The following is a 23,970-nucleotide window of genomic DNA, read 5'->3' as shown; positions in this document are numbered from 1 at the left end:
GTGGCGGCCGTGTGTCGTGCCCCACACTGGGTTGCGGTGCCTGAGTCCTCGGAGCGCGGCCGGCCCGCATACAGCGGATCCGACATACCCGCGATTCCACACATCGTGTTCGGGACGGACAGCGGCGAGGCCGTCGAAGCCGATCCCGCTGTACCGCTGCCGCACGCCTCAGCAGCGATCATCATGGAGGTCGCCCCCGTGCAGACCCAGACCCTCAGCCAGACCGAGACCGCCGTTGCCGCGGAAGCGGAGGCGGAGGCGGATACGGACGTCATCGCGACCGTACCGCCGCAGAGCCGAGCCGCACGGCACCCGGAAGCGGGCCCCGAAAGCCCCGAAGCGGAGGAGCCCACCGACCCCCGGGACGCCCCCGACGCCCCGGAGCCCCTCGAACCGGAGAGCGACGCGCTGCCGCTGCCGCCCGCTCCCCGCACCCGCGCCGACACCGGCGGCCCGTCGTCCGACCTGTTCCGCCAGTATCTGCGCGAGATAGGCCGGATCCCCCTGCTCACCGCGGCGGAGGAAGTGGAACTCGCACGCGGCGTCGAGGCCGGTCTCTTCGCCGAGGAGAAGCTGCGCCTCGCCAGCGACCTGGACTCGCAACTCGCCCTCGACCTCGACAAATTGGTCGTCGTGGGCCGGATGGCCAAGCGGCGCCTGATCGAGGCCAACCTCCGCCTGGTCGTCTCCGTCGCCAAGCGGTACGTAGGGCGCGGACTGACCATGCTCGACCTCGTCCAGGAGGGAAACCTGGGCCTGATCAGGGCAGTCGAGAAGTTCGACTACGCACGCGGCTACAAATTCTCCACGTACGCGACCTGGTGGATCCGCCAGGCGATGTCGCGGGCCCTCGCCGACCAGGCCCGCACCATCCGCGTACCGGTGCACGTCGTGGAGCTGATCAACCGCGTCGTCCGCGTCCAGCGCCGCATGCTCCAGGAGCGGGGCTACGAACCGACCCCCGAAGAGGTCGCCGCCCAGCTCGACCTGCCGCACGAGCGGGTCAGCGAAGTCCTGCGCCTGGCCCAGGAGCCGGTGTCGCTGCACGCGCCCGTGGGCGAGGAGGACGATGTCGCGCTCGGTGACCTCATCGAGGACGGCGACGCGGCGAGCCCCGTCGAATCGGCGGCCTTCCTGCTCCTGCGCGAACACCTGGAGGCGGTGCTCTCCACACTCGGCGAGCGCGAACGCAAGGTGGTCCAGCTGCGCTACGGCCTCGCGGACGGCAGGCCCCGCACCCTGGAGGAGATAGGCCGGATCTTCGGCGTGACACGCGAACGCATCCGCCAGATCGAGTCCAAGACCCTCAACAAGCTCCGGGACCACGCCTTCGCGGACCAGCTGCGGGGGTACTTGGACTGAGGAGCGCCCCGAAACTGAGGAGCGCCCCGAAGGGGCGCGGGGAACTGCGCGCTCAGCCACACTCGACGGGCACGCGCAGAACCCCGCTCCCACAACGGCGCTAGTCGACCTCGGCTACGGCCTGCGCGAACTGAGCGGCGTACAGACGGGCATAAGCCCCCTCCTCCGCCAGCAACGCGTCATGCGTGCCCTGCTCCACGATCGCCCCGTTCTCCATCACCAGAATCGTGTCCGCGTCCCGGATGGTGGAGAGCCGGTGGGCGATGACGAACGAGGTCCGCCCGTGGGCGAGCCGCGCCATCGCCTTCTGGATGAGCACCTCGGTACGGGTGTCGACCGAGCTCGTCGCCTCGTCGAGGACCAGGATCACCGGGTCGGACAGGAACGCCCGCGCGATCGTGATCAGCTGCTTCTCGCCCGCGCTCACGCCCGTGCCGTCGTCGTCGATCACCGTGTCGTAGCCGTCGGGCAGCGTGCGGCAGAAGCGGTCGGCGTGGGCCGCCCGCGCCGCCTCCTCGATCTCCTCGCGGGTGACGTCCTTGGCCGCTCCGTACGCGATGTTCTCCGCGATGGTGCCGCCGAACAGCCAGGTGTCCTGGAGCACCATGCCGATGCCGGACCGCAGTTCGTCGCGCGACATCTTCGCGATGTCGACCCCGTCGAGCGTGATGCGCCCGCCGGTGACTTCGTAGAACCGCATAAGCAGGTTGACCAGCGTGGTCTTGCCCGCGCCTGTCGGTCCGACGATCGCCACCGTGTGGCCCGGCTCGACCTTCAGGGACAGGTTCTCGATGAGCGGCTTGTCCTTCTCGTAGCGGAAGGACACCTCGTCCATCTCGACCCGGCCGCGCAGCTGGTCGGGGCGCTCGCCCGGCACCGGGTCGGCCTCCTGCTCCTCCGCGTCGAGGAGCTCGAAGATGCGCTCGGCGGACGCGACACCGGACTGCACCAGGTTCGCCATCGACGCGACCTGCGTGAGCGGCATCGAGAACTGCCGCGAGTACTGGATGAAGGCCTGTACGTCACCGATCGACAGCGTGCCGGACGCGACCCGCAGGCCACCCACCACGGCCACCAGGACGTAGTTGAGGTTCGACATGAAGAACATCAGCGGCTGCATGGCCCCGCTGTTGAACTGCGCCTTGAACCCGGCCTCGTACAGCGCGTCGTTCTGCTCGGCGAAGGCCTTCGCCGACTCCTCCTGGCGCCCGAAGACCTTCACCAGGTTGTGCCCGGTGTACATCTCCTCGATGTGCGCGTTGAGCTTGCCGGTGGTCTTCCACTGCTGCACGAACTGCGGCTGCGACCGCTTGCCGACCTTCGTCGCCACGAAGAACGACAGCGGCACGGTGACCAGCGCCACCAGGGCGAGCAGCGGCGAGACGTAGAACATCATCACCAGTACGCCGACGATGGTGAGCAGTGAGTTCACCAGCTGGCCCATGGTCTGCTGCAGCGTCTGGCCGATGTTGTCGAGGTCGTTCGTCGCCCGGCTGAGCACCTCGCCGCGCTGCCGCTTGTCGAAGTACGACAGCGGAAGCCGCGACAGCTTCTCCTGGACGTCGCCGCGCATGTTGAAGACGGTCTTGTTGATGGCGCGGTTCGAGAGCCGCGTCGAGATCATCATCAGCAGTCCCGCGACCAGGAACACGCCGAGAGCGAGCAGAAGGACCTCACCCATGGCGCCGAAGTCGATGCCCTTGCCCGGGGTGAAGTCGACCCCGGAGAGCATGTCGGCCATGCCGCCGTCGCCCTTGTCGCGCAGGCCCTCGATGGCCTGGTCCTTGGTGACGCCGTCCGGCATGTCACGGCCGACGATGCCCGCGAAGAGCAGGTCGGTCGCCTTGCCGAGGATCTTGGGGCCGAGCACGGTGAGCGCCACGCTGAGCACTCCGGCGCCGATCATCCCGTACATCGTGGTGCGCTCTGGCTTGAACTGCGCGAGGAGCCGTCTGCCGGACCCCTTGAAATCCATCGACTTGGAGTCCGGCCCCATCATCGGTCCACCCATGCCACCAGGGGGCATTACGCGGCCTCCGCTTCCGTCAGCTGGGAGAGCACGATCTCCCGGTAGGTCTCATTGCTCTCCATCAGCTCGTGATGGCGTCCCGTCCCCACGACCCGGCCCTCGTCGAGGACGATGATGCGGTCGGCGTCCCGGATCGTCGACACGCGCTGGGCGACGATCACGACGGTCGCCTCGGCGGTCTCGCGGCCGAGCGCGGCCCGCAGGGCGGCGTCGGTGGCGTAGTCCAGGGCCGAGAAGGAGTCGTCGAAGAGGTAGATCTCGGGGCGCTGCACCAGGGTCCGCGCGATCGCGAGCCGCTGGCGCTGGCCGCCGGAGACATTCGTGCCGCCCTGCGAGATCGGCGCGCTCAGGCCCTCTTCAAGGCCTTCGACGAAGCCCTTGGCCTGGGCGACATCGAGCGCGTGCCAGAGCTCCTCGTCGGTCGCGTCCGGGTTTCCGTAGCGGAGATTGGAGGCGACCGTGCCGGCGAAGAGGTACGGCTTCTGCGGTACGAGGCCCACCGTCCTCGCGAGCAGCCCGGGTTCGATGGTGTGCACGGGCACGCCGTCCACCAGGACCTCGCCCTCGGTGCTGTCGATGAGCCGCGGCACGAGGCTGAGCAGCGTCGACTTGCCGCTGCCGGTCGACCCGATCACGGCGGTCGTCTCGCCGGGCCGTGCGACGAGGTCGACGGCCTTGATGACGGGCTCCTCGGCGCCGGGGTAGCGGAAGCCCGCGTCGCGGATCTCCAGGTGGCCGTGGCGCCGCAGTTCGGTCACGGGGGAGGCCGGGGGCACCACGCTGCTCTCGGTGTCCAGGACCTCCTCGATGCGCTCGGCGCAGACCTCGGCGCGCGGCACCATCATGAACATGAAGGTGGCCATCATCACGGACATCACGATCTGCATCAGATACGCGAGGAACGCGGTGAGCGCCCCGATCTGCATGCCGCCGCTGTCGATGCGGTGCGCGCCGAACCACACCACGGCGATCGACGAGATGTTCACGACGGTCATGACGATCGGGAACATCAGTGCGAGCAGCTTGCCGGTGCCGAGCGACACCTCGGTCAGCTCGCCGTTGGCCTGCCGGAAGCGGTCCTTCTCGTACTCGTCGCGGACGAAGGCACGGATGACGCGGTTGCCGGTGATCTGCTCGCGCAGCACGCGGTTCACGGTGTCCAGGCGCACCTGCATGGTGCGGAAGAGCGGGCGAAGGCGCTTCACGATCAGGCTCACGCAGATCGCCAGGACGGGCACGACAGCGACCAGGACACCCGAGAGCGGTACGTCGAGGCCCAGGGCCATGACGATGCCGCCGACGCACATGATCGGCGCCGAGACCATCAGAGTGAACGTCATCAGAACCAGCATCTGTACCTGCTGGACGTCGTTCGTGGTCCGGGTGATCAGGGACGGCGCGCCGAACTGCCCCAACTCCCGCGCGGAGAACGACTGCACGCGGTCGAAGACGGCGGCCCGGACATCACGGCCGAGGGCGGACGCGGTACGGGCTCCGTAGTAGACGGCCCCCACGTTGCAGACCACCTGGGCGACGGTGACGGCGATCATGACGCCGCCGAACGAGAGGATGTAGCCCGTGTCGCCCTTCACGACACCCTCGTCGATGATGTCGGCGTTGAGCGTGGGCAGATACAGCGAGGCGCAGGTCTGCAGGAACTGCAGAAGGACCAGCAGGGCGATGGGCTTCTTGTACGGACCCAGACGGGCCCGTAGGAGTCGTATGAGCACGGAGTCTCTCGAGAGGCGTGGGCGGGGTAATGGCGAGGTCGACCCCATACTCCGACATCGCACCCACCCGCGCGCAACCGATTAACCCATGACCCAGTAAAATATTAGCCTGGGTCAATAAGTCGCCACGCCGAAGGGTCAGCCGTCAAGTGCCCCGGGGTGCGCCTGTTCCCGCACGGTCCGGTACTGCTGGCGCACGGCCTGGCCCACGGCATGCTCGTCGCCCGGCTCGAAGACCTGCGCGGAAGCCCCCTGCCAGTACGGCAGTTGACCGTTCAGCGCCCAGGCCGCCTGCCGCGCCGCACCGATCGCCGCGTAGTCCGCGGGCTGCGGCACCACGACCTGCGTGCCGAACAGGATCGGCGCCACGGCCTGCACGGCCGGCAGCTCGGCAGCCCCGCCGAGCAGGAAGATCCGGCGCACCTCGACGCCCCGCGACCGCAGCACGTCGAGCGCGTCCCCGAGCCCGCACAGCATGCCCTCGAAGGCCGCCCGCGCCAGATGCTCGGGCCGCATCGACTCGCGCCGCAGCCCTGTCAGGGTGCCCGCCGCGTGCGGCAGATTCGGCGTCTTCTCACCCTCCAGATACGGCAGGAGTACTAGCCCGTGCGCACCCGGCGTCGACTTCATGGCCAGCTCGGAGAGCCCCTCCAGATCGGGCAGCCCCAGCATCTCGGCGGCGCCGCGCAACACGCGCACGGCGTTCAGCGTGTGCACCACCGGCAGATGCAGTCCGGTGGCGTCCGCGAGCGAGGTGATCGTCCCGCTCGGATCGACGAGCGCCTCGTGGTGGACGGCCATCACGGACCCCGAAGCCCCCAACGAGACGACCGCGTCACCCTGTTGGACCCCCAGCCCGAACGCCGCCGCCATCGTCTCGCCGGTCCCCGCCGAGATCAGCAGTCCCTCGGGTGTCGTCCCCGCGGCCTCGGCGGGACCGATGACCTCGGGCAGCATCGCCTGGTGCCCGAGCGCGAGCTCCACGAGGTCGGGGCGGTACGAACCCGTCGCCGCCGACCAGTAGCCGGTCCCGGAGGCGCCGCCGCGGTCGGTCGTGCGCCGCGCGGGCCGCCCGAGCAGCTGCCACACCAGCCAGTCGTGCGCCTGCATGAGGGAGGCGACGCGCTGTGCGGCCTCCGGCTCGGTCTTGGCCAGCCAGCGCAGCTTCGTCACGGGGTGTGCCGCCTGCGGGACGCAGCCCACGGCCTGTGCCCAGGCCTCGCGGCTGCCGAGTCCGTCGATCAGGTCGGCGGCGGCGACCTGCGCCCGCCGGTCGTTGCCGACGAGCGCGGGCCGCACGGTGTTGCCGTGCTGGTCCAGGGCGACGAGCGCGTTCTGCTGCGCGGAGACGCCGATGGCCTGCACGCCTTCGAGCAGCCCGCCGCCCGCTGCCTCGCCGAGCGAGAGCAGCCAGGCCTGCGGATCCACGTCCGACGGACGGCCGCCACCATCGGGGCTCTCCGTCGGATGCGGGGCATAGCCCTGCTTGAGTACGGCGCCCGAGTCCGCGTCACAGACCACGATGCGCGTGAAATCGGGCGAACTGTCCAACCCTGCGACTATCCCCATGCCTGGAATTCTGCCGCACCGCGCGACGTGTCCCGTACCTCAGCTCCCGGGAACGGCCTCCGTCACGTACTGGTCACGTATTGGTGGTGCCCCAGTCGTCCTCGCCACCGCCCTGGCCGCGCTCGCGCAGCGAGCGCACCCGGTCGGTCACCGAGTCGGGGACCCGGTCCCCGACCTTCTCGGACACGGAGTGGAAGGCCTTGCCCGCCACGTCGCGGCCCTGCTGCGTCGCGGACTCGACCGTGTTGCGCACGGCCGGGTTCTGCGAGAACTCGCGGGCGGACTTCTTGAGCTTCTCGTAGCGCTCGCGACCGGCCCGGGTACCGAGCACGTACCCGAGAGCCAGTCCCGCCACGAATGTGAGCCGGTAGCGCATGACTGCCACCCTTCCCTTGCGTCGGCGTCGAGCGTGTGTTCGCTCGTCTGCTGCTCTGTGTCGGCGGTGGGGGATACCGATTGGCGGAGCACCCCCCTGCTTGCGCTAATGTATGTGTCGCAGCGACCGCCCGCCGCCTGGAGAGTTCCCAGGTAGGTGCGTTCGATGCATACGAGACGATCCCCTGTAGCTCAATTGGCAGAGCAGCCGGCTGTTAACCGGCAGGTTACTGGTTCGAGTCCAGTCGGGGGAGCTCGGTCTCCTGTAGCTCAATTGGCAGAGCAGCCGGCTGTTAACCGGCAGGTTACTGGTTCGAGTCCAGTCGGGAGAGCAAGTGAGAAGGACCCTTGAGAAGCCACTCAGGGGTCCATTTTCATGCCTGGTGGAACCATGTGGGCAGCCCTGCGGTCCTCATGGTCGAGCTATGCCGACCATCCGAAGCAGGAGATCGTATGAGCGGCTATGCTGCGGCAGACGGCGCGCACAAATGTGCGCGACGCGCCGTTAGGGGCGGTAGCTCAGCCGGTTAGAGCAGCGGACTCATAATCCGTCGGCCGTGGGTTCGAGTCCCACCCGCCCCACCCCAGCAGAAACGTCGTGACCTGCGGGAACGCCGTTTCGACGCTAGTCGGGCCGCGGCATTCGCTGTACGAACGCTGCATCGACTCGCCGTAGGCTCCTTCATATGGCTTACGTCAGGACCAATGAGCGCCTGAGCGGCGACCCCTCCTGCACGGTGATGTGGCGGACCGGTGGTTCCCGCCAGGGGCAGACGCAGCGCGATACCTTCGACGACGGCGACGTGGCGAAACGGGTCCGCGACCTGGTGAATGGTCGCGGACAGCAATGGCCGCCGGGTGGGTCAAGGGGGAGGGTTTCGTCGAACCTGGTGAGCCCTCGATGCCAGACGCGGAAAAGTTCTCGGTCTACGCGCACGCCTACGTAGGGCTGCGGCCTCGCCGCAGAGGCGACGCACTACCTGTTCCCTACGCTCGTGCAGCGGCTCACGCACCGTCCCGAGGTGCCGCTGCAGTGGAGGTGCCAGCAGCTGTTGACCGTCGGCACCGGCGAACAGATCTGGGGTCTGCTCGACGTCCTTCCCGGCACCTTCGACAGACTTCCGGAGACCTTGGACGCGGCGTCCAAGAAGGACATCGTCAGCCGCATAGAGCATGCCGTGACCGTGCGCGAGTGGGCGGAGCGGACGGCTCCTGATACCGGTCCTGAAGAACTGCCACGGAGCTGAGACACGGGCGCCCGGACACGGGCTGAGACAGCTCAGAAACTCGCTGGTCAGGGCTGTGCTCTATGGCGCGAGCCGCGAGATCCTCCAGTCGCCTGCAACTACCAAGTGAACCGGATGCGAGGGGAACCCCCTGGTCGACCGGCAGTTGATCGACCCTCAGGCGAGATTGTCGAGTGCGGCGAGGATGTCGGCCGGTTCGGCGCGGGTGGTGCAGTCGGAGATGGCGAAGGCCCAGCGGATAGTGCCGTCCCGGTCGATGACGTGAGGCGCGGGGACGTCCGCGCCATCACCCGTACTTCGTCGTGTCGCAGGCCGTCCTCCCGTTCCCCGGAATTTCACGCACGGCCACCGCAGGCCGGTGGGCAGGATGCGCATGACAACCAGGGCGGCACGCACGGCGAGCCCGGACAGTGTCCGGACAAGACGCCGACCAGGACGGACAGGAGCCTGCTGTCCGGGACAGCCGTAAGCGGTTGATCCGGCTCAGCCGATCTAGGCAAGCTCGGTGCCGCAAGAGATCAGACACAAACCACGCTGAGCCGCGGTCCGGGCTCGGGTCCGGCGCGACGTTGCCGGACAGGTCGGCAGGGCCGGTGGACCACAGCACTTACGGGCCGGACGGCGAGCGTCGCGGACAGCTGCCGCAGCAGGGCGGATGCCGTTCTGCGCCCGTACGGCAGAAGCGGGAGACCTGGTGTTCCTAGTGAGGGAGAAATACATGCGTATTCATCGCGCCATTGCGACTGCGGCCGTTGGTGCCGCTCTTGCGCTGGGCGGCTCGGCCGGGTCGGCGCTTGCCGCCTCACCCGGCGCGTCCACCACCGACACGGCCGCGTCCAGCCGTGTCGCGCAGTGGGAAGGGGCCAGCACCGTACAGGGGGTCGCGCACTACTGGGCCACTTACAACAGCATGGGGGCATGCACTGCGGCCGCAGTCACGGTCGTACAGTCCAATCCCGACCGCTACTACCATGCCGAATGCACAGAGTACGGAACCAAGGCCAAGCTGTGGGTCTGGTACTGACAGCCCGCAGTACCGCGAGGCGGCAGGCTGTCTCATTGAGGGCGCTGGCCTGCGGAGGCAGCCGCTGACGGGATTGCGGCGCATAGGCTGGATGCCGTTCGGCTGCCCGTGATCGGCGAAGGCGGGGGTGCCCGGTATGGCCGGGCACCCCCGCACGCGGGGAGCAAAGGCCTCCTCCAGCTTCGGCGAACGGCGGGGTCACCCAGGTCGAACAGATTCGCTCTCATACCCGACCAAGTAGTCGCTTGTCTCAACCTCAGCGAGCAGAGACATGCCGATGGTCCAGAACGTGCCTCTCTTGCCTCATGCCTCACGAGAAGCTCGTGCCCGACGTCGAACAACGGCGAACTGGTCACCACAGGCTCAGAGGCCTGCCAACCGCAGCTGCGGACCGAATGCGGTGAGTGATCTGCCCATCGGATTCGCCCAGAGCGAGGCCAGCGCGTATCGCCGAGCCGATGGCCCGGGAACGGCCAGCGGGCCCGCGGAGGTCGGCAAGAGGGCTGCCGGGATCGCGGCGCCGCGCCAACCATTCGGGCCCGGTTCTCCGCCGCAGTGCCCAGTCGAAGGTGCGCAGGCTGCTGACAGGAATGGTTGTCGCAGGTGTGGCAGACAGTTGGGCCATCGATCCCCCAACCCAGACGAGGGATGACGCCGTGCGCGAGCTGGTAGCCGTACAGGTGGCCCGGCACTGTGCCGCGTCGCGTCCCGGCCGGCGGCCCGTTCGCGCCAGAACGACCGTTTCTGCCCGGAGGGCCGCCAGGACGGGGGGCGTCCTGGCAGCCGCGCGCCTGGGCGGGTGCGCGCCGGGCAGGTCTGAGCGGCGTCAGTCGCCGCTGGCGATGAAGCCGGCTATAGCGGCAGCGACGGCTTCGGGCTGCTCATCGGGGATGAAGTGCCCGGCGTCGGGCACGACGACTCCGGTGATGTTGTCGGCCCATGGGCTGATGGAGGCTGCCATGTCCGGGATGGAGCCGTGGCTGCTGGAGATTCCGAGGATGGGCACAGTCAGGTGCTGCCGGTCGAGCGCCTGGTGGTTCTTGCGCGCCGACTCGGCGGAGTCTCGGTAGTAGGCGAGGGAGGCGCGGAGGCCGCCGTCGGCGGCGAGGGCCGCTGCGTAGTGGTCGAGGTCGGCGTCGTCGAACGCGTCGGGAGAGAGTGCCTTCGTTTTCAGGAACCAACCGACATAGTCCCGTTCGCGGCCGGCGAGCAGGGTCTCGGGCAGGTCGGGCACGAGGTGGAACGCGAAATGCCAGGTCTTCCACGCCCGAGCCGGGTCGGTGGGAATCGTTTCCGGGAGGGTGATGCCGGGGATTCCGGCGTCGAGCAGGGCGACCCCACGCAGCTGGCTCTCGTAGTTGAGGGCGAGGGAGAAGGCAATCCAGGCGCCGATGTCGTGGGCGGCCAGCCAGTAAGCCGACACTCCGAGTGCCTTTACGGCGGCGTAGACGTGGGCGGCGACCGTGTGGGTGTCGTAGCCGTGCTCCGGGCGGTCGGAGTGGCCCTGGCCCGGCAAGTCGATCGCGATGACGCGGAACCGGTCGGCGAGACTGGGCATGACCTTCCGCCAGGCCTGCCAGGTTTGCGGGAACCCGGCGAGCAGGACGACAGCAGGGCCGGCCGGCTGGCCGCCTTCGACGGCATGAAGGCGGATGCCGTCTGCGTCGACCCAGCGGTGGGTGAACCCGTCCAGGTCGTGCAGGGGCAGGTCGCGGACAGGGTTGGCTTCGGAGACATGCTGAGTGGCGGTGGCAGGGTCAGTCACGGGAATCCTCCATTGGTGTGGGGTTTGCTGGTTCGGTGCTGTGCCCCAGGGCGAGGCCCGCGGGCGCGATGGCGATGGCGATGGCGAGAACAGTTGGGGGTGCTGGGGGTCCGGGGCCCGGCTATCTGGTCGAGGACGCCCAGCAGCAGGACAGGGCCGAGGCCGGAATAGAGGCCCGTCCACAAGCACGCCGCTGGCGGCAACCGAGCGGGCCCGGCCCGCGCCGCGGGGACGTGCCGGGCGGCGGACGCGGGGCCGCCAGTGCGTCCTCGGCCCTGCGGTCTCGGGGACTGCCAGCCAGGCAAAGCCCGCCGCCGCGCAGGCGCCGAGGTAGCACCAGAACACGGCGCGGGTCGGCGCCGGGACGAACTCCGCCAGCAGGCCCGCGCCGATGACACCGAGACTCAGGCCGCCGACGTTGGCGGCGGTGGCCAGCACCGCTGCGGTCTTGCGGCCGGACATGATCTCCGCGATCGACGACGTCGCCGTCGCGGTGATGAGACGGGTTGCCGTGCCGCTGAGGACCTGCGAGAGCAGCAGGAGGGTCAGGCGGTTGGCGAGTGCGAACCCGAGGGTGCTGACCGCTGTGAGCGTGAGCGCCAGCGCCAGCGCCACGACGGGGCGGCGTCCGATCGCGTCGGACAGTGAACCAGCCACGAGCAGCATGCCAACGACGCCGATGACGTAGGCGATCAAGACGAGGGTTGTGGTGACGGGCCCGAAGCCGAACTTCGACGCCCGCAGGCCGTGGAGCGGAACGGGCAGATTCCCGCCAGCCGGACGGCGGCGGCAGGGACCAGGCAGCGTGCCCGTGGCGCCTTCTCGGATTGCGGGGGCCCGCGGCCATGATCATGTCTGCAACATAGCACATCTTGAACTATTCAGTTCAAGATGGAATGGTGTACAGCACAGCTCATAGACATCGACACACCGGCAAGGAAGTGCCACGTGGCAGGCAAGAAGCAGTTCGACATGGACACGGCACTCGACGCCGCGATGATCCAGTTCTGGCGTGCCGGCTACGCCGACACCTCAGTGGATGACCTGTCACGGGCAACCGGCCTGAACCGCAGCTCCATCTACTCCTCGCTCGGCGACAAGGACACGCTCTTCCTACGCTGCCTGGATCGCTACGCCGCGCGCTACGGCGACAAGTACGACGCCGCCCTGTCGTGTGCAGCCTCGGAACCCCTTGCGGCTGTTCGCGCATTCTTCGATGTCACCCTCGGGCGCATCGCCGATCCCGAACTGCCCGATGGATGCCTGATTGCCCAGTCGGCCATGGCGATTCCAGTGCTGAGCCCGGCTGTCGCGGCGCACGCCAAGGAGGCGCTCGGCCTCCAGCGTTTGCGCCTGCGCGCCGCGCTGAAGGCCGGGCGATTGACCGACCAGGACGCCGATGCCTTCGCTGAACACGCGGCGGCCGTGAACCAGTCCCTCGCCGTCATGAGCAGAGCCGGGACGAGCCCTGCGCAGCTCCTGGCCATTGTGGGCGTGACCGTGGACGCGCTCTCGCAAGCGTTGCGCGCAACTAGGCGTGTTTAGGAGACCAGGGGCCGGAGCCACTCGCCGATGAAGGCGACGTGGAGGTTGGCCTCGTAGCGGACGGCAAGCTTGTCTTAGCGGGTGGCGACGCCCCGGTTGCGCTTGAGGCGATTGATCCCGCATTCCACGACGTGCCGCTGCTTGTACCTTTCCTTGCCGATCCTTCCAGGCCACGTGCCCGGCCTCGTCGGCCAGAGCCTGCAGCGCGGCCACGATCAGGGGCCCAGCTCCCGGCGAGCTGCCAGCGGCGGAACAGCTCATACACCGACTCCCAGGGGCCGTACTGCTCAGGGACGTCCCGCCACGGGGACCCGGGTCAGCGGGCGCGCCGGCCCCGGAGGAACGCCCGCCTGGGCAGGACGAGCAGCAGCAGGCTGTAGTACTGCAGCACGGGTACGGCGAGGGCGAGGACAAGAGCCAGGACCAGAAGGAGGACGTTGAGATAGCTCTCGGTATACAAATCCTTGATCCTCCGACGGCCCTCTTCACCGTCCCCCTCGACCAGTCCCGGGGTGGTTTTCAGGATCCTCAGCATCGCCAGCCGGCACACCATGCTCGCCAGGAGAACCGTGTAGTAGAACGCCGCCGCGAACCGGTCACGGCCGAAGGCGCCAATCATCTCCGTCGGCAGGGGGAGCACGACGACGGACAGCAGCCATCCCATGTTCCACACCATCAAAGAGCGGGGGACCCTCGCGACCGACGAGAAGGTCCGGTGGTGCTCCTGCCAGATGTTTGCGATGACCGCGAAGCTGAGCAGGAAGCTCCAGATCTGGTCGAGGTGACCGGTGAACACCTCGCTGGCCTGCTTGTGGGCGGACACGGCCTCCGGGACGAGATCGATCAGCGGCAGGATCAGCAAAGTGATCGAGATCGCGGTCACCGCGTCGGTGAACAACACCAGCCGTTCGCCCGAGGCACCCCCTTCGCTCCTGCCCGGCGCGGGAACCGGCGGCTGAGCCGGGTCGTATCCTCCCGTGCCGGTTTGGTCGACGGCGTCGCTGGCACTCATGCGTGTTGCACCTTTCTTCTGTCCGGTCCGTCGGGCCGGGGTCTGCCGACTGCGGCGGCTCCCACGACCAGGGCGGACCCCAATGTCTGGCTGTACAAGGGTTGTTGGGCAAGCGGATTCGAGTCCGAGCACGAAGCAGCCGCTGCCCACGGGGCAGGCCGGGGCTCAGGGCTGCCCGGAGGCGCGCACCTTCAGCGCTCCCGAGCGGGTGAGCAGCGCGGCGATCGCCATGAACACCAGCCCGTTGGTGACGATCGAGGCGATGTCCTCAGGCGGGGCGCCGTGCCGGAAGAAGAAGCGGCCCAGCTCGGACTCGAACCAGTAGGTGGCGCCGATGGAGAACACCGAGCGGGCGACGATCAGGCCGATCCAAAGCGCCGCGTAGCTGCGGCCGGCCCGGGCGACGACCTGGCCGTCCGGCTCCCGGAAGACCTGGACCTGGCTGACGGCGACAAGGCCGAACAGCACGCCGGCCGCGAGGCCGCAGATTTCGATGGCCAGGCCGATCCCGTCGTCGAAGAAGGTGTGGACGAATACGGGGACGATGATCACCGCGATGATCAGCGGGCGGAGCAGGCGTCCGCGGCTTATTGCCTTGGTGCCGAGGTCGGCGTGCAGGGTCGTGAGCAGCACGACGACGTTGATGAGGAGAGCGCTCTGCAAGGTGGACATGGTTTCCGCCGGTAGGTGAAGGGGTTCTTGTCCACACAGCGTCGGACCTGTGCCACGGCCCGGGCGTCGGCCCAGGAGCCGAGGAGGGTGGAGCGCCGATACCTCCACCCTTCTCCACCCTCCTCCACCTGCGGGCGGGCCCCGACCCGGCTGCGGTGCAGAGGTGCATGCCAAGCTGAAACCATGGTCGTTACCACCGAAGGCAAGCCGTCGTCGGCGCACCCCGTGCCACCGCGACCGATCCTGGCGCGTGCCGACCTCTGGCAGCATGCGCTGCCCCGGGTGCTCGGGTTGGCTCTGGTGCTGGTCGGCCTGCCGTTCTCGGACGGTCTTGTCTGGTCCGCCACCACCTGGGCGCTGGTGGTGCTGATGAGCGGCGCCTGGGCTCTGTGGTGCGCGGCCGGCTTCCGTGCGGGATCTCCGGTGCCCGAGGCGTTGGCAGTGCCGATCCTGGGCGTCGCAATGATCAGCGGGAACCTCCTCGTCACCCTCGAACCCAAGGCCATGCTGGCCACGGCAATCGTCGGCATGGCGGCGGTGTCGTCCGGAGCGATCCTGTCCACGCTGGTCAGCACGGCCGTGCTGGCGGCCGGCGTCCTGGCGCTGGCGATCGGCGGGATCGTGGCCGGCTTGCCCGGGCAGGCATGGGCGCGCGTCGCCGCCTGGATCGCCGTCCTGCTGGCCCTTCAGCTCGCCGGCGCGACCCGGCGCAGCATCGGGACTCAGCACGCGCAGGCGGAGGAACTGCTGCTGCAGACCCGGCGTGTGCACGAGGAGGAGCAGCGGGCCGCGGCGCTGGCCGAGCGGACCCGGGTCGCCCGGGAGATCCACGACGTCCTGGCGCAGTCGCTGGGTGCCCTGGCGGTGCAGTTGGACGTGACCGACTCGCTGCTCACCGCGGATCCGCCGCGCACCGAAGAGGCGGTGGAGCGGGTCCGCAACGCCCGCCGGATCGCCGTCGACGGACTGACCGAGACCCGCCGCGCGATCGCGGTCCTGCGTACGGACACCCCGCCCCTGCCGGAGGCCCTCACCGCGCTGGTCCACGACCACCGCACCGCCTCCGGCGCGCCCGCGGCCTTCACACCGATCGGCACCCCGCGCGCTCTCGAACCGGACGTCGGGCTAGCGTTGCTGAGAGTCGCCCAGGAGTCCCTGGCGAACGCCGCCAAGCACGCCCGCGGACAGGAGCTGACCGCCACTTTGGACTACGAAGAGGACCAGGTGAGGCTGACCGTGCTGTCCGGGCCCGCCGGCTCCGGTGGCGGCGAGGCCGGCCCACGGCCCCGAGTGGCGGGGATGGACGGCGGCTACGGTCTGGCCGGCATGCGCGAGCGGTTGCTGCTGGTCGGCGGCGACCTGACGGCCGGCCCCACCCCGCAGGGGTGGCGTGTGCAGGCGGAGGTGCCCGCATGAGTACTCGGGTCGTGGTCGTCGACGATCAGCAGGTGGTCCGCGAAGGCCTGATGACCCTGCTGGACATGATGCCCGGCATCGACGTCGTCGCCGGGTGCGCGAACGGCGAGGAGGCCGTCGCCCAGGTCGCCGAAACGCACCCGGACGCGGTGCTGATGGACCTGAGCATGCCGGGGATGGGCGGCGTGGAGGCCACCCGCCGGATCGTGACGGCGCACCCGGACGTGGCCGTCGTGGTGCTGACGACCATGGCGGACGATCGGCTGATTCTCGACGCCCTGCAGGCCGGCGCCCGCGCCTACCTGACCAAGGACGCCGGCAAGATCGAGATCGTCCGTGCGATCGAGGCCGCGCTCGCCCGGCACACCACCTTGGACCCGATCGTCCAGGAGCGGCTGCTGGCCGCCGCCATGCGCGGCGCCGACCGTACGACCGAACGGCGGCGGGCCGAACCGTCGCAGGGCCTGCTGACCCCGCGCGAGTCCGACGTACTGCGGCTGCTCGCCCAAGGGTTGTCGAACGGCGCGATCGGCCGGCGCCTGCTGGTGGGGGAGGCCACCGTCAAGACCCACATCAACCACCTGTTCGCCAAGCTCCAGGTCCGCACCCGCGCGGAGGCCGTCGCCTGGGCCCATGCCCACGGTTTCGGACCCGGTGCGGACGGCGTGCGCTCCGGCCAGCCCGCCGGGTGAGCGGCGCGCCGGGCACGTGGCTGAGCACGGCCGCCCGGCACGACGAAATTCTCGGCGATCCCACCTCACCGGGTTATCCATCAGGCCGTCCGACCAGCCACTCGGCACGGCTGACGCCCCATCAGGACGAGCATCATATGAGCGTCAGGACACCTCGGAGAGCGTCCTTTCAGCGTCGGGATATCGCCTGTAAAGCCCACACCATGCATCACGCGCAACCCACGAACCCGCAGGTCAGGCATCCTTCGTCACCGGCTTCAAAACAGCCACGCACTCCAGCACTCCACATGGTGCGTCGCGGAGATCCGCCGCCTGATCGGACTCCTCCGCCGCCGACACCTCACTCCGGACCCCGCCCCAACTGCACCTGCGGGGGCCCGGAGTACGGAGCGACACGACCTGGTGGCCCGTTGAGCACGCTAAGGACTGTGTTCGGCCTGCACTCGGCTTGATGACACCCCAGATCTCATCCCCGCGCTGCGGGAGAGATCAGCGGCATCGCAGTTCCCGTATGGAGCATGCAAGATCTTCGCAGCGGTTGATCTTCCATGGGTCGTCATCGTTGCGGTGATGCGACGGGAGTGGGCGGCGAAGATGGAGCAGCAGCAGGGTGCTGGCCCGCCTCGCCACCTGATGCCTAATCAACTTCAGGTGACCCGAACTTGGATGGCGCTGTGGCGGTCTCGAGCTGTTCGTGCAGCGGTTCGACCCGCTGTAGCGTCTGAAGACCATTGTTCAGCGGTGAAGAGCGGAGCGGTCCCATGGACAGCGCAGGCGATCGGATAGACACCTCGACCGCACATTCAGCGCGGGTGTACGACTACATCCTGGGAGGCAAGGACCACTACCCTGTCGACGCCGAGGCAGGCGACGTCATGTGCCAGCACTGGCCAGCTCTGCCTGTGCACATGGTGGAGAACCGGCGGTTCATGCACCGTGCCGGGCGATTCCTCGCCCAGAAGCAGGGTGTCCGGCAGTTCCTCGACATCGGCACCGGCCTGCCCACAGCCCCCAACCTGCACGAGGTGGTGCAGGAGGTGGCACCGGAGTCCCGAGTGGTCTACGTCGACAACGACCCCATCGTCCTGGCTCACGCCCGCGCCCTCCTGCAGAGCTCGTCCGAGGGGGCGACCGCCTACATTGACGCTGACATGCACGCCCCGGACGCCATTCTGGACAGTCCCGAATTCCGTGCGCTGATCGACGTGAACGAGCCGGTCGGCCTGATGATCATAGGGATACTGCACTTCATCTTGCCCCCGGACGACCGGCGGTTGGTGCAGCGACTGCTCGATCCGCTGCCGTCGGGCAGCTTCCTGGCGATGACCATCGGAACCGCCGACTTCGCGCCCGAGGAAGTCGGCCGGGTGGCTGAGGAGTACGCCCAGCAGGGCATGCCCATGGCGCTGCGCGACCTGCCGACCGCCACCTCCCTCTTCGACGGGCTGGACCTGGTCGGCCCCGGAATCACCCAGGTACACAAGTGGCGGCCGGGCCCTGAGCAGGACGGCATCGACGACCGGGCCATCGCCATGTACGGAGCGGTGGCACGTAAGCCCTGACAAGTTGCCTCACCCGGGGCAGTCTCACCACCGGGCGACCCGACTCCTGAGTTGAGCGCTCCTCACAGCGATTCGGCTTCTTTCCGCGTATCCACAGAATGCCGCTCGCCCAAAGTGTTCCCTGCGCGGTCCTGAATCACCTGCCAGACCTGCGGCACACTCAACCCTCGTGGAGCGGCATGCGCGAATCGCCCTGTATTTATGGGGCGAAGGGGTTCAGGATGGTAGGTGAGATTCGCTAGAGCAATGAGTTTTGGTCCCGTGTTGACGTGTCGACACGGGGCCCGGATCGAGGTGGATGGAGCGGGGGACGCAGGGGGGTGGAAACGGGGTCCAATGTCCGATCCCCCAGCGTTTTCGCAGGTGAGACGGGTCACTTGAATGGGTTCGAGTCCCACCCGCCCCACCGAAGCGCTGGGCGCAGGAACGATTCCACCTGCGTCAACAGCGCAGACCTCCCGGCCCTTCTCTTTGCGGGGACATGCGGGCCCAGGGAGACAGCGGTGGCCCCGGCCGGATCGGCGCGGGGTGCCACCGCCTTCCACGTTCCGGCGGGCCGGACCTCAGACGCGCTCCAGAACCACGATCGGGATCGCCCGGTCCGTCTTCTGCTGGTACTCGTCGTACGCGGGCCACGTCGCGGCCATCGTCCGCCACATCCCCGGCTTCTCCTCCGCGGTCGCGGTACGCGCACGGGCGCTGAAGCGGTCGCCCTTCACCTGTACCTGGACCTCGGGGTCCGCCTCCAGGTTGCGGAACCAGAGGGGCGGCGTGTCGGCGCCGCCGTTCGAGGCCACCACGAGCACCGCGTCGCCGTGCGGCCGGTAGATCAGCGGAGTGCTGCGCTGCTCACCGCTCTTGCGGCCGGTCGTGGTGAGGATCAACACCGTGGTGCCCTGCCAGTCGTGGCCCTCCTCGCCGTCGGTCTCCACGTAACGCTTGACATGCTCCTTGCCGAACAGCATCTGCCGTCTCTCCTTCGTCTCCTCGCGCGTTCGCGCGCCGTGCCGACCCGATGTCATGGCCACCCTGCGTCTTCCCACCTGCCCGGCGTCGAATCGACGCGCTCGATCGTGGAGTCAGCTTCAGTCCCGGGATCCTGGGCAGCAGGACTCCATGAAGATATTGATCGTCCTGGTGGTCATCGGCCTTGCCGCAGCCTGGTACCTGCAATCGCGGAAGCGCCCGTGAGCGCGCACCACGGAGACATGGCCACCGCGCCGGTGGTCGTGCATCCGCCGCTCGGCACGGGCGGCCGGCGGGTGACGGTCCGCGGGGAGATCCTCGGCCTCGCGCATTCGGACGCCGACGTCGTCGAGTTCCTGCGTCAGGCCGGTCTTTCGGACGCGGAGGGGCTGCTCGACGACATGGCCTGGGTGAAGTGGCGCGGCGGGAGCGCACACCACTACGAAGCGGCGTGAGTCAGGCGCTGCTCAGAGCGGCGCTGCTCACAGAGGCGCTGCTCAGAGCGGTGCCTGCCATGTGATCGTCGTGCCCGGGCCCATCTCGTCCGTCGTGCCGTCGTCGTACACCGTCAGGCGCACCCCCGTCCGCCCGTCCGCCAGCGTCGCCCGCGCGTCCACCGCCACCTCGATGCGCGTCACGTCGGGGCGGCGCGACGCCGTGGCCAGGGCGCGGCGCAGGGCGGCCAGGAGGTGGCCCGCAGCGGGGTCCGTGATGCGGGTGTCGACGGCTCCGGTGAAGTGCACGGACGGCTGTACGCCGACGACGGCGGCCGCGCCCGCCGTCTCGCGGAGCACCTTGCCGCGGAACGTGGTCGGGGCGTCGGCGGGCGGCTGCTGGAGCGCGAAGATCGCCGTACGGACCTCCTGGATCGTGGACTCCAGCTCGTCCACGGCCTGGTCAAGGGTGGACTCGACCTGGGGCGAGCGGTCCCTGCGCCGGGTCGACTCCAGCATCATGCCGGTGGCGAAGAGCCGCTGGACGACGAGGTCGTGCAGGTCGCGGGCGATGCGGTCGCGGTCCTCGAACACCGCGAGGCGCTGCCGCCGCTGCTGGGCGTCCGCCAGGACGAGGGCAAGGGCGGCCTGCGAGGCGAACTGGGTGGCGAGGAGCCGCTCCACGGAGGTGTAGGCCCGCTCGCCCCTGCGGCGGGGCAGCGCGAGCGTCCCGATGAGCCGGCCGCCCGCCTGGAGCGGCAGCATCAGGCTCGGCCCGAAGTTGGACCGCACGTGGGTGGTCATCCGGGGGTCGGTCGCGGAGTCCTCGATGAACACCGGCTCGCCCCCGAGCAGTTGCTCAAGGACTGCGCTGCCGGGCTCGATGGTGGTGCCGATGAGGTCGTTCTGGAGGTCGTGGGGGTGGGCTCGGGCCTCATCCGGGGGCTCGGCGGCGTCCTGTGCCGCCGTCGCCGTCGCCGCCGCGACGATCCGCATGCCGCCCTGGTCCGTGGGCTGCAGGATCACCCCCGCGGAGGCGTTCGCGAGGATCCTGGCCCGCTCGGCGACCGTCATCAGCGCGTCGGCCGCCGGTTCGCCGGTGAGCAGCGCCGTGGTGACCGCGGCCGCCCCGTCGATCCACCGCTCGCGCTGCCTGGCCGCCTCGTACAGACGTGCGTTGCCGATCGCGATGCCCGCCTGGCTCGCGAGGACGCGGAGCAGTTGCAGGTCATCGTCGGTGAAGCGGCCCCCGTGCTTCTCGTGCTTCTCGGTGAGGTAGAGATTGCCGAACGCCTCGTCGTGGACGTGCACGGGAACGCCGAGGAAGCTGTGCATCTCCGGGTGCCCCGGCGGCACGCCGCACGAGCGCGGATCGGCCGTCAGGTCGTCGAGGAGGAGCGGCCGTGGCTCGCGGAGAAGGGTGCCGATGAGGCCCGAGTGGCCGTCGGGCAGGCGGCCGATGCGGTCCCGCTCGGCCGCGGTCAGGCCCGCCGTGAACAGGTCGGTCAGCCTGCCGTGCCCGGGGTCGATGACGCCGAGCGCGCCGTACCGGGCGCCGGTCAGCTCGGCCGCGCTCTCCACGATGTGCTGGAGCGTGGTGTGCAGTTCCAGGTCCGAGCCGACGCCGAGCACCGCGTCCAGGAGGGGCACGAGGGGCAGGGGCAGGTCGTGGCCGCTCATCGCGCGGCGCCTGCTGGGCCTCCGCCGGTCCCGCCGCCCCGCGCCTTCTTGACCAGGCTCAGCAACGAGACCACCATCCACGCCCCCTCCAGAAGCAGAAAACCCCACTGCCGTTCATAGAGAGCATCGCCCGCCGTGAGCCCCGACCCGGCGAAGTTGAGCCAGAGGTAGGACCAGGTGCCCGTGCCGAGCCTGCCCGCCTGGGCCAGGACGAAGGCGAGCAGGATCAGCGCGGAGCCGATCAGCTGCACGGTCATCGAAATCGACATACGGGCACTCTTCCGCGGGGAGCCGAGATCAGCGGGGAGCGCCGCGATCAGCCGGAGAGCGGGTTGAGGACCAGCGGCTGGATCTTGCCCTCCAGCATCGCCCCGAGCCCCATCACGGCGCACACGTCGGGCCGCTCGGCGATCGCCACCGGCATCCCCGTCGCGTCCCGCAGCATCTGGTCCAGCCCCGGGAGCAGCGCGCTGCCGCCGACCATCATGATCCCGCGATCGGCCAGGTCGGCCACCAGGTCCGGCGGGCAGTCCCGCAGCACCTTGCCGATGCCGTCGAGCACGGCGGTGAGCGGGGTGTGGATCGCGTTGCGGACGGCGGCGGTGTCGACGTGCACCGAGCGGGCGAGTCCCGTGGCGACGTCGCGGCCGTGGATCTCCGTCGACTCGGGCCCCTGCGAGGTGAGGCCGTTGCCGCTCAGGGCGAGCTGAAGGGGACGTACGGACTGACTGGGCAGCATCAACTCGTGATGGTGGCGCAGGTGCTGGACGATCGCCTCGTCGATCACCTCACCACCGACCGGGATCCGCTGAGCGGTGACGATCGACCCCATCGACAACACCGCGACCTGCGTGGTCGCGGCCCCGCAGACCAGGATCATGGTCGCTTCGGGCCGCTCGACGGGCAGCCCGCAGCCGACCGCGGCGGCGATGAGCGTGTCCACGAGCTCGACCCTGCGCGCCCCGAGCCCGACCATCGTCTCCACGGCGGCGCGCCGCGCCAGCGGGTCCGCGTCGTGCGGCGTGCAGGCGGCGGCGCGCAGGCGGGGCTTGCGGCGCAGGGTGCGCCTGAGCTTCTCGCCGATGAGGTGCCGCAACATGCGCTGGGCCATCTCGATGTCGACGACGGTGCCGCCGGAGACCGGCCGTACGACCCGGATGTACCCCGGCGTACGTCCCGTCATCTGCTCGGCGAACCGGCCGACCGCGATGAGCGCGCCCGTCCGTGTGTTCACGGCGGCGGCGCTCGGTTCGTCCACGACGAGACCCGCGCCCTTCACGAACACCCGGGTCCTCGCGGCACCCATGTCGACGGCGATGTGGCAGCGGCGCAACTGCTCCAGACTGACGGTCATGGCAGATCCTCCCGAGAGCGCAGACCGTACGGACCGTCGGACGACGGTCCTGTCTCGCATCGTGCGATGGCCGCGGGCGGCGCGCGCGTTGGGCTGAGCCGGGCGGGGTGCCGCCGCACGGGTGGTCTTGATCGCGTCGCTGGCGGCGCAGTTAGCATCCCGTGTGACGCATACGCCCCCGGAAGAAGACGAAGCCGACGGCTCCCCCATATCCGGAGCCGACAACAACCCCCCGCTGTCCCCGCTACCAGTGGAGCCCCACGGGCCCGTCACGAAAAGGCGGATACTCGCCGATCTGACGCCTTTGCGTACGTCCGTCGACTACCGCCGTCTCTGGGCCGGCAACACGATCTCCTGGATCGGCCAGGCGATGACCGCCCTCGCGGTCTCCCTCCAGGTCTACGACATCACGCACTCCAGCTTCTCGGTCGGCCTCGTGGGGCTCTTCGCGCTCGTCCCCCTCGTGGTGTTCGGCCTGTACGGGGGCGCGATCGCGGACACGGTGGACCGGCGGAAGCTGGGCCTCTACTCGTCGCTCGGCTCGTGCGGCCTCTCGGTCGCCCTCGCGGCGGGCGCCTTCGCGGACTTCCACCACGTGTGGTTCCTGTACTCCGTGGTCGCGCTGCAGGCCGTCTGCGGGGCGCTGAACTCTCCGGCACGCGCGTCGATGATTCCGCGTCTCCTGCCGCCCGAGCAGCTGCCCGCGGCCAACGCCCTGTCGTCGATGACGGTGACGTCGGGCACGATGCTCGGCCCCATGCTGGGCGGACTCATCGTCGGCCTGTGGGGCTATCAGGCGGCGTACGCGATCGACGCGGTGGCGTTCAGCGCGGCGCTGTACGCGATGTGGCGGCTGCCTGCGATGCGGCCCCCAGGGGCTGAGGAGGGCGCCCGAGAGGGGGTCCGCAGGAAGCGGGCCTCGGTACTCGACGGGCTGCGGTTCCTGGCCACGCGGCCGAACCTGCGGATGACCTTCTTCACGGACATGTGCGCGATGGTGCTCGCGCATCCGCGGGCGCTGTTCCCCGCGGTGGCGGTGGTGTGGTTCGGGGGCGACGCGAAGACGGTGGGCCTGCTGATCGCGGCGCCCGCGGTGGGAGCGCTGCTCGGCGGGGTGTTCTCCGGGTGGCTCGGGCGGATCCGGCGGCACGGTCTCGTGGTTCTGCTCGCGGTGGCCGGGTGGGGCACGGCGATCGCCGTCTTCGGCCTTACGCGCAACCTGTGGCTCGGGCTGTTCTTCCTCGCGGTGGCGGGCTGCACGGACACCATCTCGATGGTGCTGAGGAACACGATGCTCCAGGCGGCCGTGCCGGACGAGATGCGGGGTCGGTTGCAGGGGGTCTTCATCGTGGTGGTGGCGGGCGGGCCCCGCCTCGGGGACTTCGTCGCGGGGTCGGTGGGGGATGTGGCCTCGCCCGGCGTTGCGCTGGTGGGGGGTGGGGTCGCGTGTGTCGTCGCCGTGGGGCTGCTGGGTCTCAAGTGGCGGGGGTTCGCCCGGTACGACGCGCGGGCGCCGGAGGCGTAGGGCGCGGGAGG

Annotated in this window: 20 protein-coding genes, 3 tRNA genes and 3 pseudogenes; 12 read left to right on the top strand and 14 right to left on the bottom strand. The window is 69.4% G+C overall.

The genetic code is table 11. The features are described from left to right. The first annotated feature begins 36 nt into the window (after positions 1–36). Positions 37–1,362, top strand: a complete 1,326-nt coding sequence (locus tag ACFQ7F_RS06330; protein ID WP_383266900.1) for a sigma-70 family RNA polymerase sigma factor — start codon at positions 37–39, stop codon at positions 1,360–1,362. 100 nt (positions 1,363–1,462) lie between these two features. On the opposite strand, the gene ACFQ7F_RS06325 is transcribed toward ACFQ7F_RS06330, so the two are convergent. The 4 genes from ACFQ7F_RS06325 to ACFQ7F_RS06310 form a co-directional block, all read right to left on the bottom strand. Beyond that, positions 1,463–3,373: an ABC transporter ATP-binding protein gene (locus ACFQ7F_RS06325; protein ID WP_383266897.1), complete on the bottom strand. Its 1,911-nt coding sequence runs from the start codon at positions 3,371–3,373 to the stop codon at positions 1,463–1,465. A gap of 14 nt (positions 3,374–3,387) precedes the next feature. Next, on the bottom strand, positions 3,388–5,121 hold the full coding sequence (locus tag ACFQ7F_RS06320; protein ID WP_383266893.1) for an ABC transporter ATP-binding protein: 1,734 nt from the start codon (positions 5,119–5,121) through the stop codon (positions 3,388–3,390). Positions 5,122–5,259: 138 nt separating this feature from the next. Beyond that, on the bottom strand, positions 5,260–6,690 hold the full coding sequence (locus ACFQ7F_RS06315; RefSeq protein WP_383266889.1) for an FGGY-family carbohydrate kinase: 1,431 nt from the start codon (positions 6,688–6,690) through the stop codon (positions 5,260–5,262). A gap of 73 nt (positions 6,691–6,763) precedes the next feature. Beyond that, positions 6,764–7,066 carry a YtxH domain-containing protein gene (locus ACFQ7F_RS06310; protein ID WP_383266886.1) on the bottom strand — a complete coding sequence of 101 codons (303 nt, stop codon included), beginning with the start codon at positions 7,064–7,066 and terminating at the stop codon, positions 6,764–6,766. A gap of 180 nt (positions 7,067–7,246) precedes the next feature. Here ACFQ7F_RS06310 and ACFQ7F_RS06305 point away from each other — a divergent pair. The 4 genes and pseudogenes from ACFQ7F_RS06305 to ACFQ7F_RS06290 all read left to right on the top strand — a co-directional run. Next, positions 7,247–7,319, top strand: a tRNA-Asn gene (locus ACFQ7F_RS06305). A 5-nt stretch (positions 7,320–7,324) separates the two neighbouring features. Next, positions 7,325–7,397, top strand: a tRNA-Asn gene (locus tag ACFQ7F_RS06300). A gap of 176 nt (positions 7,398–7,573) precedes the next feature. Further along, a tRNA-Ile gene (locus tag ACFQ7F_RS06295) sits at positions 7,574–7,647 on the top strand. Between the two features lie 374 nt (positions 7,648–8,021). Beyond that, a pseudogene (locus tag ACFQ7F_RS06290) lies at positions 8,022–8,312 on the top strand (hypothetical protein); the annotation flags it as partial. 156 nt (positions 8,313–8,468) lie between these two features. On the opposite strand, the gene ACFQ7F_RS06285 reads toward ACFQ7F_RS06290, so the two are convergent. Then, positions 8,469–8,687 (bottom strand): hypothetical protein, encoded by a 219-nt coding sequence (locus ACFQ7F_RS06285; RefSeq protein WP_383266883.1) that lies wholly within the window; start codon positions 8,685–8,687, stop codon positions 8,469–8,471. Positions 8,688–9,030: 343 nt separating this feature from the next. Between ACFQ7F_RS06285 and ACFQ7F_RS06280 the strand changes: the two genes are divergently transcribed. Beyond that, the gene (locus tag ACFQ7F_RS06280; RefSeq protein ID WP_383266880.1) at positions 9,031–9,336 is read left to right on the top strand and encodes a hypothetical protein; all 306 of its coding nucleotides are present in this window, start codon (positions 9,031–9,033) and stop codon (positions 9,334–9,336) included. 826 nt (positions 9,337–10,162) lie between these two features. Here the strand turns inward: ACFQ7F_RS06280 and ACFQ7F_RS06275 are convergent. Beyond that, positions 10,163–11,101 (bottom strand): alpha/beta fold hydrolase, encoded by a 939-nt coding sequence (locus tag ACFQ7F_RS06275; protein WP_383267003.1) that lies wholly within the window; start codon positions 11,099–11,101, stop codon positions 10,163–10,165. Positions 11,102–11,341: 240 nt separating this feature from the next. Further along, positions 11,342–11,845: pseudogene (locus tag ACFQ7F_RS06270) on the bottom strand (MFS transporter); the annotation flags it as partial. Between the two features lie 204 nt (positions 11,846–12,049). On the opposite strand from ACFQ7F_RS06270, the gene ACFQ7F_RS06265 reads away from it, so the two are divergent. Then, positions 12,050–12,646 (top strand): TetR/AcrR family transcriptional regulator, encoded by a 597-nt coding sequence (locus ACFQ7F_RS06265; protein WP_383266878.1) that lies wholly within the window; start codon positions 12,050–12,052, stop codon positions 12,644–12,646. Here the strand turns inward: ACFQ7F_RS06265 and ACFQ7F_RS06260 are convergent. From ACFQ7F_RS06260 to ACFQ7F_RS06250, 3 genes and pseudogenes are all read right to left on the bottom strand, one after another. After that, a pseudogene (locus ACFQ7F_RS06260) lies at positions 12,633–12,917 on the bottom strand (hypothetical protein); the annotation flags it as partial. The gene ACFQ7F_RS06265 and the pseudogene ACFQ7F_RS06260 overlap by 14 nt on opposite strands. A 45-nt stretch (positions 12,918–12,962) precedes the next feature. Further along, positions 12,963–13,658, bottom strand: coding sequence for a TMEM175 family protein (locus ACFQ7F_RS06255; RefSeq protein WP_383266875.1), 696 nt, complete (start codon positions 13,656–13,658; stop codon positions 12,963–12,965). Between the two features lie 165 nt (positions 13,659–13,823). Further along, positions 13,824–14,330 (bottom strand): hypothetical protein, encoded by a 507-nt coding sequence (locus ACFQ7F_RS06250; protein ID WP_383266872.1) that lies wholly within the window; start codon positions 14,328–14,330, stop codon positions 13,824–13,826. Between the two features lie 183 nt (positions 14,331–14,513). Here ACFQ7F_RS06250 and ACFQ7F_RS06245 point away from each other — a divergent pair, with 183 nt between their 5' ends. The 3 genes from ACFQ7F_RS06245 to ACFQ7F_RS06235 all read left to right on the top strand — a co-directional run bounded on the left by ACFQ7F_RS06245 (position 14,514) and on the right by ACFQ7F_RS06235 (position 18,000). Then, positions 14,514–15,746, top strand: coding sequence for a sensor histidine kinase (locus ACFQ7F_RS06245; RefSeq protein ID WP_383266869.1), 1,233 nt, complete (start codon positions 14,514–14,516; stop codon positions 15,744–15,746). Beyond that, positions 15,743–16,438 (top strand): response regulator, encoded by a 696-nt coding sequence (locus ACFQ7F_RS06240; RefSeq protein ID WP_383266864.1) that lies wholly within the window; start codon positions 15,743–15,745, stop codon positions 16,436–16,438. The genes ACFQ7F_RS06245 and ACFQ7F_RS06240 overlap by 4 nt, the downstream gene beginning before the upstream one ends. A 761-nt stretch (positions 16,439–17,199) precedes the next feature. Beyond that, a complete protein-coding gene (locus tag ACFQ7F_RS06235; RefSeq protein ID WP_383266862.1) occupies positions 17,200–18,000 on the top strand; it encodes an SAM-dependent methyltransferase in 801 nt (266 codons plus the stop codon). 563 nt (positions 18,001–18,563) lie between these two features. Here the strand turns inward: ACFQ7F_RS06235 and ACFQ7F_RS06230 are convergent. Further along, positions 18,564–18,965 carry a nitroreductase family deazaflavin-dependent oxidoreductase gene (locus ACFQ7F_RS06230; RefSeq protein ID WP_383266859.1) on the bottom strand — a complete coding sequence of 134 codons (402 nt, stop codon included), beginning with the start codon at positions 18,963–18,965 and terminating at the stop codon, positions 18,564–18,566. A 243-nt stretch (positions 18,966–19,208) separates the two neighbouring features. Here ACFQ7F_RS06230 and ACFQ7F_RS06225 point away from each other — a divergent pair, with 243 nt between their 5' ends. Continuing rightward, entirely contained in the window at positions 19,209–19,421 is a 213-nt protein-coding gene (locus ACFQ7F_RS06225; RefSeq protein WP_383267000.1) for a hypothetical protein, read from the top strand. Between the two features lie 42 nt (positions 19,422–19,463). Here ACFQ7F_RS06225 and ACFQ7F_RS06220 read toward each other — a convergent pair whose 3' ends face one another. The 3 genes from ACFQ7F_RS06220 to ACFQ7F_RS06210 are packed head-to-tail and all read right to left on the bottom strand — an operon-like array spanning position 19,464 to position 22,434. Beyond that, positions 19,464–21,080 (bottom strand): GAF domain-containing protein, encoded by a 1,617-nt coding sequence (locus ACFQ7F_RS06220; protein WP_383266856.1) that lies wholly within the window; start codon positions 21,078–21,080, stop codon positions 19,464–19,466. Beyond that, a complete protein-coding gene (locus ACFQ7F_RS06215; protein ID WP_383266853.1) occupies positions 21,077–21,349 on the bottom strand; it encodes a hypothetical protein in 273 nt (90 codons plus the stop codon). The genes ACFQ7F_RS06220 and ACFQ7F_RS06215 overlap by 4 nt, the downstream gene beginning before the upstream one ends. A 47-nt stretch (positions 21,350–21,396) precedes the next feature. Continuing rightward, positions 21,397–22,434 (bottom strand): rod shape-determining protein, encoded by a 1,038-nt coding sequence (locus ACFQ7F_RS06210; RefSeq protein ID WP_383266850.1) that lies wholly within the window; start codon positions 22,432–22,434, stop codon positions 21,397–21,399. A 235-nt stretch (positions 22,435–22,669) separates the two neighbouring features. Here ACFQ7F_RS06210 and ACFQ7F_RS06205 point away from each other — a divergent pair, with 235 nt between their 5' ends. Continuing rightward, positions 22,670–23,959 (top strand): MFS transporter, encoded by a 1,290-nt coding sequence (locus ACFQ7F_RS06205; RefSeq protein ID WP_383266997.1) that lies wholly within the window; start codon positions 22,670–22,672, stop codon positions 23,957–23,959. The last annotated feature ends 11 nt before the right edge of the window (positions 23,960–23,970 follow it).

This window comes from Streptomyces sp. NPDC056486, assembly GCF_042795295.1.
Taxonomy (GTDB): Bacteria; Actinomycetota; Actinomycetes; order Streptomycetales; family Streptomycetaceae; genus Streptomyces.
This window is presented reverse-complemented; position numbering and strand designations above follow the sequence as displayed.

Coding starts and splice junctions, on each gene's coding strand:
- ACFQ7F_RS06325 (WP_383266897.1), bottom strand. CDS start 3,373: ATGGGTGGACCGATGATGGGGCCGGACTCCAAGTCGATGGATTTCAAG.
- ACFQ7F_RS06315 (WP_383266889.1), bottom strand. CDS start 6,690: ATGGGGATAGTCGCAGGGTTGGACAGTTCGCCCGATTTCACGCGCATC.
- ACFQ7F_RS06310 (WP_383266886.1), bottom strand. CDS start 7,066: ATGCGCTACCGGCTCACATTCGTGGCGGGACTGGCTCTCGGGTACGTG.
- ACFQ7F_RS06285 (WP_383266883.1), bottom strand. CDS start 8,687: ATGCGCATCCTGCCCACCGGCCTGCGGTGGCCGTGCGTGAAATTCCGG.
- ACFQ7F_RS06280 (WP_383266880.1), top strand. CDS start 9,031: ATGCGTATTCATCGCGCCATTGCGACTGCGGCCGTTGGTGCCGCTCTT.
- ACFQ7F_RS06255 (WP_383266875.1), bottom strand. CDS start 13,658: ATGAGTGCCAGCGACGCCGTCGACCAAACCGGCACGGGAGGATACGAC.
- ACFQ7F_RS06250 (WP_383266872.1), bottom strand. CDS start 14,330: ATGTCCACCTTGCAGAGCGCTCTCCTCATCAACGTCGTCGTGCTGCTC.
- ACFQ7F_RS06245 (WP_383266869.1), top strand. CDS start 14,514: ATGGTCGTTACCACCGAAGGCAAGCCGTCGTCGGCGCACCCCGTGCCA.
- ACFQ7F_RS06240 (WP_383266864.1), top strand. CDS start 15,743: ATGAGTACTCGGGTCGTGGTCGTCGACGATCAGCAGGTGGTCCGCGAA.
- ACFQ7F_RS06235 (WP_383266862.1), top strand. CDS start 17,200: ATGGACAGCGCAGGCGATCGGATAGACACCTCGACCGCACATTCAGCG.
- ACFQ7F_RS06230 (WP_383266859.1), bottom strand. CDS start 18,965: ATGCTGTTCGGCAAGGAGCATGTCAAGCGTTACGTGGAGACCGACGGC.
- ACFQ7F_RS06225 (WP_383267000.1), top strand. CDS start 19,209: ATGGCCACCGCGCCGGTGGTCGTGCATCCGCCGCTCGGCACGGGCGGC.
- ACFQ7F_RS06220 (WP_383266856.1), bottom strand. CDS start 21,080: ATGAGCGGCCACGACCTGCCCCTGCCCCTCGTGCCCCTCCTGGACGCG.
- ACFQ7F_RS06215 (WP_383266853.1), bottom strand. CDS start 21,349: ATGTCGATTTCGATGACCGTGCAGCTGATCGGCTCCGCGCTGATCCTG.
- ACFQ7F_RS06210 (WP_383266850.1), bottom strand. CDS start 22,434: ATGACCGTCAGTCTGGAGCAGTTGCGCCGCTGCCACATCGCCGTCGAC.